Origin of the sequence: Bradyrhizobium sp. (assembly GCF_035273305.1) — a bacterium.
GTDB lineage: Bacteria > Pseudomonadota > Alphaproteobacteria > Rhizobiales > Xanthobacteraceae > Bradyrhizobium.
This window is the reverse complement of record NZ_DATEPI010000179.1, coordinates 1-7,527: the sequence shown is the minus strand read 5'-3', so window position 1 is coordinate 7,527 and position 7,527 is coordinate 1. Positions and strand designations below refer to the sequence as shown.

At 57.7% G+C, this 7,527-nt stretch carries 11 protein-coding genes; 8 read left to right on the top strand and 3 right to left on the bottom strand.

Annotated elements, in window-relative coordinates:
• Positions 1 to 178: 178 nt before the first annotated feature.
• Both VJV58_RS12515 and VJV58_RS12510 read left to right on the top strand, forming a co-directional pair.
• The gene (locus VJV58_RS12515) at positions 179 to 562 is read left to right on the top strand and encodes a response regulator (protein WP_324137663.1); all 384 of its coding nucleotides are present in this window, start codon (positions 179 to 181) and stop codon (positions 560 to 562) included.
• Between the two features lie 278 nt (positions 563 to 840).
• Positions 841 to 1,083, top strand: coding sequence for a hypothetical protein (locus VJV58_RS12510; protein WP_324137662.1), 243 nt, complete (start codon positions 841 to 843; stop codon positions 1,081 to 1,083).
• Positions 1,084 to 1,272: 189 nt separating this feature from the next.
• Here VJV58_RS12510 and VJV58_RS12505 read toward each other — a convergent pair whose 3' ends face one another.
• Positions 1,273 to 1,893 carry a helix-turn-helix transcriptional regulator gene (locus VJV58_RS12505; RefSeq protein ID WP_324137661.1) on the bottom strand — a complete coding sequence of 207 codons (621 nt, stop codon included), beginning with the start codon at positions 1,891 to 1,893 and terminating at the stop codon, positions 1,273 to 1,275.
• Positions 1,894 to 2,242: 349 nt separating this feature from the next.
• On the opposite strand from VJV58_RS12505, the gene VJV58_RS12500 reads away from it, so the two are divergent.
• Positions 2,243 to 3,403, top strand: coding sequence for a hypothetical protein (locus tag VJV58_RS12500; RefSeq protein WP_414641484.1), 1,161 nt, complete (start codon positions 2,243 to 2,245; stop codon positions 3,401 to 3,403).
• 311 nt (positions 3,404 to 3,714) lie between these two features.
• Positions 3,715 to 4,137 (top strand): hypothetical protein, encoded by a 423-nt coding sequence (locus tag VJV58_RS12495; protein ID WP_324137659.1) that lies wholly within the window; start codon positions 3,715 to 3,717, stop codon positions 4,135 to 4,137.
• 281 nt (positions 4,138 to 4,418) lie between these two features.
• Here the strand turns inward: VJV58_RS12495 and VJV58_RS12490 are convergent, their stop codons facing one another.
• Positions 4,419 to 4,628: a cold-shock protein gene (locus VJV58_RS12490; RefSeq protein WP_324137658.1), complete on the bottom strand. Its 210-nt coding sequence runs from the start codon at positions 4,626 to 4,628 to the stop codon at positions 4,419 to 4,421.
• Positions 4,629 to 4,650: 22 nt separating this feature from the next.
• Here VJV58_RS12490 and VJV58_RS12485 point away from each other — a divergent pair, with 22 nt between their 5' ends.
• Positions 4,651 to 4,869, top strand: a complete 219-nt coding sequence (locus tag VJV58_RS12485) for a hypothetical protein (protein WP_324137657.1) — start codon at positions 4,651 to 4,653, stop codon at positions 4,867 to 4,869.
• Here VJV58_RS12485 and VJV58_RS12480 read toward each other — a convergent pair.
• Positions 4,853 to 5,059 carry a hypothetical protein gene (locus VJV58_RS12480; RefSeq protein WP_324137656.1) on the bottom strand — a complete coding sequence of 69 codons (207 nt, stop codon included), beginning with the start codon at positions 5,057 to 5,059 and terminating at the stop codon, positions 4,853 to 4,855. The two genes, VJV58_RS12485 and VJV58_RS12480, sit on opposite strands and share 17 nt — an antisense overlap.
• 168 nt (positions 5,060 to 5,227) lie before the next feature.
• Between VJV58_RS12480 and VJV58_RS12475 the strand changes: the two genes are divergently transcribed.
• From VJV58_RS12475 to VJV58_RS12465, 3 genes are all read left to right on the top strand, one after another.
• Positions 5,228 to 5,788 carry a MarR family winged helix-turn-helix transcriptional regulator gene (locus tag VJV58_RS12475; protein ID WP_324137655.1) on the top strand — a complete coding sequence of 187 codons (561 nt, stop codon included), beginning with the start codon at positions 5,228 to 5,230 and terminating at the stop codon, positions 5,786 to 5,788.
• On the top strand, positions 5,785 to 6,765 hold the full coding sequence (locus VJV58_RS12470) for a tripartite tricarboxylate transporter substrate binding protein (protein ID WP_324137654.1): 981 nt from the start codon (positions 5,785 to 5,787) through the stop codon (positions 6,763 to 6,765). Before VJV58_RS12475 ends, VJV58_RS12470 begins: the two co-directional genes overlap by 4 nt.
• 12 nt (positions 6,766 to 6,777) lie before the next feature.
• The coding region (locus VJV58_RS12465) for a methyltransferase (protein WP_324137653.1) at positions 6,778 to 7,527 on the top strand (750 nt) is incomplete at its 3' end.

Below are 7,527 nucleotides of genomic sequence, written 5' to 3'. Positions count from 1 at the left end.
CCCCGTAGAACTACGGATACGCGCAGCCGGATTCTATTTTGGTGCGAAATTAACGCGCTGTTCAATCAGCGCTGATAGTTCTCCCGCTGCTGACGAGTGCAAGTTCAACAAAAGCGTCGACCCGTTTCACGCATTGAATGTCTCGTCCAAGTGCGGCGCTGAACCTGCGGAGTTAGAGATGGCCTTTGATTTATCGATGCCGATCCTGGTGGTCGATGACTACGGCACCATGATCAGGATCATCCGCAATCTTCTGAAGCAGATCGGCTTCGAGAATGTCGACGATGCCAGTGATGGATCGGCTGCGCTCGCTAAAATGCAGAGCAAGAAATACGGTCTGGTGATTTCCGACTGGAACATGGAGCCGATGACCGGATATGATTTGCTCAGGGAAGTGCGAGCGAGCCCCGATCTTTCGCAGACGCCCTTCATCATGATCACGGCCGAATCGAAAACCGAGAACGTGATTGCCGCCAAGAAGGCGGGCGTCAGCAACTATATCGTCAAGCCGTTCAATGCGGCCACGCTGAAGACCAAGATGGAAGCGGTGTTTCCGGAATAAGCGATTAGCGCTGGCCTTGCGTCCTCCGCACGCTCGCACACGGAACGCGCGTGCGTAGTGCTGCTTGAAAATTTGCGACCACAGGTAATCCGAGAGCGTTTTTGAGCGAAGTGGGCGCCGGTTCGCGTGAAGAAAAACGCGTCAGAAAAACAAGCTAGAGCCCATCCACTTCAATCAGAACGATCAGGCTGCAGCAGGTTCGTACTTCTACGGTTTGCAGTTTCATAGATGAATAATCTTAAGCAGCGATAGTTGCGTAGGCAGAGGAGAGACACTTCATGTTTACGTTCGAAACGGCTGACCGGAAAGAAGTCCGGCGTTTTCGCATCGCGCAGTTCAACGGCCGAACCGCGACGGTCTGGTCGGACGGATCTGTCATCACAGGCCATGTTCGATCAGTTCTTGAAACACAGTCGATCGCTCCGCAGCGCTGGGCCATTACCATCATTCCCTGCGCACCCAAGCCCGACGTGTCGCGGCCAGCTCCGGCTGTTCATGTATTCGCGGAAGATTACCGCTGATGGCGGCGACCAGGCGACATCGCCGGACTACCCTGCACTTTGTAATTTGAAATTCGCTCTGATCGACTCGCGCGTCCGATGCGCGATTGGGCCATGGCGTTTTCGAGCGAAGTGGGTGCCGGTTCTCGTGAAGACAACAGGTCAGAAAAATACGCGCCCGAGTCTGACTCAATCAGAACCGATCAGGCTCTATACCGTGGGATACAGCAACGCCAGGCGGACGAGGTCTGCGGTATTTCGCGCCCCAAGCTTTCGCATCGCCTCGGCGCGGTGACTCTCGAACGTCCGCGGGCTGATGTTCATCCGCAACGCGCCCTCCTTGTTGGAGTATCCTTCGCTGATCAGGCTGAGAACTTCCCGCTCGCGCCTGGTCAACGGCTTCTGATCGGCCCCCGATGAGAGCATCACCGCGTTTGTTCGGGCAACGTCCTTGCCGCGCGCGAGCCGCTTGTTCCATGCAACGTCACAGCCGGATTGCGTTGCCGCCTCCTCGTGGCTTTCGGCCAACTGCTTGATCATTGCGCAGACGTGCTCCGTCTGCTGCAGCGCGTTTTCGACCACCTGCTGCAGATAGACGCGGTTCTCCCCGGCGTGCGCGAGTTGATGGCTGTGTTGCTTGATCTCGCCCATATAGAGCAGCAGCGCCGTCAGTGGCCCGTTTAGCTGGCGGGCAATGGCGGCGCCGGCTTCTTCCCTCGCGCGCGAGGCAGCGGCCGCTCGGATGTTTTCAAGGTCGTTGTGGGTTGGCTCGTTGCTATCGATCCAAGTCGAGAAAGGCGAATCGCTGATTCGGTCTTCTTGATGTCCCATGCAATTTGTTTAACGGCCCTACTCTCGTTGAGGGTTAATTTTTAGCCCAGTAAGACTACGGGGTGTGTCACGCCAAGACAGCCAGCAAGACCATCGCTGCGCATCGATAACTCACGCCTGATTGGCCCGCAAACGCGTGTCAAATCTCCCCTTGCGCGCAAAACCCGTAGTTTTACGGGGCAGCAAGTTCCGCCAGTTGCTTCTGCGCCTCTGCGTAGTTCGACGGCATCTGCACCTCCATCTTAATACGGCGCCAACTGTTTTTTGTGATTCTAGGGCCAGCGCCTTCACGCGTCTGAGGTCATCCGCAACGTGGGTTGGACCGGTCGCGGAAAACCGGTTTGCGATGATGCTGGCGGACAGGATCCAGGAATTTCTGCAGCGGCTGACGCCGCTCACGAGGAGCAGTCTTCTGGCTGAACTCGAACGGCTGGAGATGTGCGAAGGCGAGTTGCCCGGTACGGCGGAAATACTCGCGACCTTGAGAGCTGAATTCCGCAAGGATGGATCGACGCAGGATCGCGTCAACAATCCGTCGCGGTATTTCTTTGCGCCACTGGAGCCGTTCCTTGTGGACGGCGCTCCCGAGCATACCAATTTCGGGCGGATACAGCGCGGTTCGTTGGCTGCGATCTGGGAGTGGATCAGCCGCGATCTGTTGCCGACGATGGCGCGCGACTACGTCAAGAAGATAGATGAGTTGATCCTGGCCAATCATCCGCGCGAAGCGCAGAAGGTTGCCAGCGCGTTCCAGACCAAGGTTGCCAAATATCTCGAAAGCACGCTTGGCTCGGCCGAGAGCGCCGATCAGACCCGCAGGAAACTCGCTACGTACACGGCCTCCCGTGCGGCCTATACTGATCTCACCAAAATGGTTTTGGTGTTGCGCGAACACGGTGCGCTGGCGAAGCTCGGTGGCGCATTGCCGGCCAGTATCGATAACTTCGATGATGGGAGCGTCGCCAAGATATCGGCGCTGCTGGACGGCTTCAGCAAAACCCATGCGCAATTGCTTCCGTTTGCGCTAACGCTCGTGGCCAAGCGGCTCAAGACTTCGTGGCAATTGATCCGGCTCGCTACCAAGCAAGCCGGCACCAAGAACGCGGCCGATATCGCCGCGACGCCTTACGCAATCTCAGTCTCCATGGTGCTGGACCGGCTGGAAGACAATCGCTCGGCGCTGCGGATAGCACTCAAAAGCAATCGGATCCTCGTCTCGAAGGAAATTCTGAAGCACATCTACGACACCGAATATGCATTGCAGGTCCGCATCGATCAGCTCGAACAATCGGAATGGGGATTGCGGCTCAACGAGCTGATGCATTCGATCGGCGTTCTGGTCGAACAGGAAGTTGCGCGCTTCCCCGACAATGTCGGTCACGTGTTGGGATCGCGACGTCTGCGTAGCCACGATTCGCTCTCAGGCCGGCTGACCTATCTGGCATGGAAAGGACGGGATGTCGTGAGCGGCGGCGCCGCTTTCTGCCGGAAGCTCATCGGCCAGACGTAAAAGCATCGCGGATTAGCCTCGGTTCGTCTTGCGCAATCGCAAGAACTTCTCCAGAAATCGTCCTGAGATCACGAACCTGAACCACCAATAGGCCATTCGCCGCGTCGACATTTTCCTGTCCTCAATACTCGCACTGAGCCCAGCCCGCAGCACCCATACCGCCTAGGCGCAGCGACGCCTGTGACATGGCTCACATTTGACGTCACAAAGCTGGAATTCAGGAACCTGGTTGCCGCGTGAGAGTTTGCGTGACTATCCGCAAATCCAGGCGTGCAGAGCTAATCCTGGCGCGCATGACAAAGGAGAGGGCAATGAGTGGAAGGATCGGAGCACTGGTGGCGGTCGCGGCGTTGGCCGGCTTGGCACTGGGCTCACCAGCAGCGGCACAGACCGCCCCAACCCCGACCGAGAACGCGGCGCCTACCGCTGACAATGCCGTTCTCCTGACGATATTCTTCAAGCACGACCAGTCGCGCCCATTGAACGAGCTCAACGCGCAGCTTGAGAAGCAAGGCTACTACAAGGCCTTTCCGCCGCCCGGCACCGAGGTCGTGAGCTGGTATGTGATGATGGGCATCGGGCAGGTCGTCACGCTGCGTTTTCCCGCCTCGCGCCTTCGAGAGGTCAACCGCATCCTGGAGAATACGGCTTGGGGCAGCTATCGCACCGAGTTCTATCCCACCTATGACTACAAGGCGGTCGGCATGGCTGCCCATGAAAAGGCAGGGCAGTAGGCGCTCTGGTGCTGGCCTACAGTTTCCGCCGCGACCAACCGGCGGCCTTGCATGACCTACTTCCAATGATAACGCCCGCCGGCTGCCTGCCGACGGGCGTTATCTTGGTTCGGCTAGCGCGATCGATCCCGAAATCCCGGTACATCCGCGGAAATCTCGGGCCGGCTGCGCGTGTTCTCCTCAAGCCCGATCGTTTCTGATTGAATCGGAATCGGGCTCTAGATTCTTGTTCCGACGCGTTCTCTTCACGTGACCGGCGCTCAGTCCGCTCGAAAGCGTTGTTATACGCTGCGAAGGTTTTCCGCGCTGGTTTTGCCGCGCTTGCTGTCGACCGTGGCCTCGAACGAAACCTTCTGGCCTTCATCAAGCGAGCCCAGGCCGGCGCGCTCGACCGCGCTGATGTGAACGAATACGTCATTGCCGCCGTCATCAGGCTGAATGAAGCCGAAGCCTTTTGCCGCGTTGAACCACTTCACTGTTCCGATTGTCATGTAACTTCTCCAAGATGCGCAAATGCGCGATGCGCCCGCACGACCTCCGCGCGGGCTTGATCCGATTTCAGCGATGTCCTGGGGAGTAGAGCCGGTAAGGCGCGATCAACAAGGCAAATCGACTATTCGAATGCGCGGCGTCTACGCGGTTGCGCCGGAGAAAGCAAGCGAAATCGGAGGTCCGACGCGAGTCGATGAGATCAGCGAAACGAAACGATTGCTGATCAACCAAGCCGGCTGATCTGCTCCTCCGTGACGACCCGTTCGACGTTTTCGGTCTTGCTCTTGATGCGATAACGCGGCCGGCCGTCCGCCTCGATCGGGAGGCAGGTGACGACAGTGTAGACGCTGCGTTCTTTTACCGTGGCGCGGCCCTGCGGGCCCTGCAACTGGTGATGCACGTCGTCGTTGATCGCAAAATTGTGGGCCATCGCTGTTTTCCGTTGAAGCGCGGCTTTTAGGCGCATTTGCCCGCCAAAGCAACATCTGGATCAGCCTTTTGGTGCTGGCGGCCAGCCAGTTGAAGAGACCGGCGTCACGGGCAGCGGCGGTCGCTAAATCAGCTTGACTGAATAGTAACTTTCAAGATAATAATAATTATGACAGTTGCAAAAGTTTTGAAAACTGAAAAGGCGCGTGGCTCTGTTTTAAAGGAGCCGACAACACGGCCTTACCGCCGGATACCGGCGTACCTGATCCGCCGGCTGCAGATGATCTCTGCGGCTGTTATGGCGGAGGCCTTCGAGGACGAAGACATGCCCTTGTTGGAATGGGCGGTTCTAACAATCATCGACAATCATCCCGACATCGATCAAAGCCGGCTCGCCGAAATCGTTAGCATCGATAAAACCAACACGGGTCGATTGGTCGACCAGCTCGAAGCGAAGGGCCTGGTTGAAAGACTGCCCGATGGCTCAGACCGGCGGGTATGGATGCTTCGCTGCACCGCTCTTGGGCTAAAGACCCGCAAACGGCTGCTTCCGCGAGCGCTCGATGCTCAACAAGAGCTGCTGTCGTGCCTCAAACCGGCACAACGCGAACTCTTCATCGATTTGATGTCGCAAGTGGTATTTGCGAATGAAAAATATATCCGTCCCGGAGCCGGTCGCCGCAAACCGAAGTTCGCGGCTGAACACCAGCAACGAACAGGAACAGCATGAACATTTCGAGCCGCCTCTTGCTCAGCGGCGCCGGTCTCATCGTAAGCGCGATCGTTTGCTGGAGCAGCGCTGGCATTACGGCAGACTGGCCCCATCGAACCGTGCGCCTGATTGCACCCGTCCCGGCTGGCAGCGCGTCGGATTTCAGCGCCCGGCTGTTTGCGCAGCGGCTTTCGCAACTCTGGGAGCAGCCCGTAATCGTTGAAAATCGCCCGGGAGCCGATGGGGTCATCGGTGTCTCCGGTTTTCTCAGCTCTGATGACGATCATACTTTGCTTTATGCAATCTCGGGCGTAGTTACGGTCCATCCCATCACGCACCAGAAGCTGTCCTATGATCCGATACACGAGCTAGTACCGATTGCCTCATCTTCTGACGTAGTCCTTGCCATTGCGGTCTCTCATAATAGTTCGATCCGCTCGCTCGGCGGTTTGGTTGAAGCAGCGCATAACCAACCGGGGAAGCTGAACTGGTCCAGTTCGCCTGGCCTTCCGCCCTTTGTCGTAGCGGGATTCTTCAAAAATTCGAAGTTGGACATCGCTTTTGTTTCGTATCGCGAGCTCGCTCCTGCTCTCCAGGACCTCGATGAGGGCCGCATAGACATCTTCGTTCACGCGCTGAGCGTGATCATGCCGCAGGTCCAGTCAGGCAATGCGCGGCTCCTTGCCGTTGCAAGTAGCGATCGCGTGCCGCTTGCTCCCGATGTACCGACCGTAACCGAAGCGGGTTTCCCTGAGCTCCGAATGGACGGCTTGGTAGGGTTTTTTGGTAAACGCGGAATGCCAGACAAGTTGCGGGACCGCATTGCAAACGATGTTAGCGCAGTCGCAAGCGATCCAGCTATAGGTGAACGGCTCGCCGCCGTGGGACAGGCCGCGCGTCCGAGCACCGCAACTGAATTCGCGGCTTTGCTGGAGGAACACCGTCGCCGACTGCTCGATTTAGCGAAGGCGATCGACTTCAAAGCAACCCAGTGATCGAGCCACACCATGTTCCCGCTGCCCCAGCACCATTCATCTGCTCAGGACATGCTCGGTTCGATCTCCGGCTTCTGGTTGTCGCAGGCAATCTATGTTGCAGCCAAGCTCGGCATTGCTGATCTGTTGCAGGACGGGCCCAAGTCAACCTTGGCTCTTGCCAAGCGCGCCGAGGCGCATGAACCATCGTTGTATAGGGTGCTTCGCGCGCTCGCCAGCCGCGGGATCTTTACCGAACACACAGGATGCCGCTTCGCACTCTCACCGGCTGCTGAATGGTTGAGGAGTGACCAGCCAGGGTCATTACGGCCCTATGCCATCATGATGGGTGAACAGTGGGTTTGGCGCTCGGTCGGTGACATGCTGCATAGCGTGCGCACTGGCGAGTCCGGCTTCCAGCATGTGTTCGGAGCAAGGACGTTCGACTATTATGCGGACCATCCAGACGGTGCTCGCTTCGCTATCGAAGGGATGACCAGCCGAAGTGCGGCGGAAAATATCGCGATTGTAGGTGCCTACGATTTCAGCGGCGCCTCTGCGATCATCGACGTCGCCGGCGGCCAGGGATCTTTGCTGTGTTCGATCCTGCTGGCAAACTCTCATTTGCGTGGCACGCTGTTCGACATGCCACACGTCATTGGTACTGCCGGGACTTTCCTGGAACGACACGGTTTGTCGGATCGCTGTCAGCTGGCTGCTGGTGATTTCTTTGATTTCGTTCCGGCCGGCGCGGACATCTATATACTCAAGAAAGTCATTCAC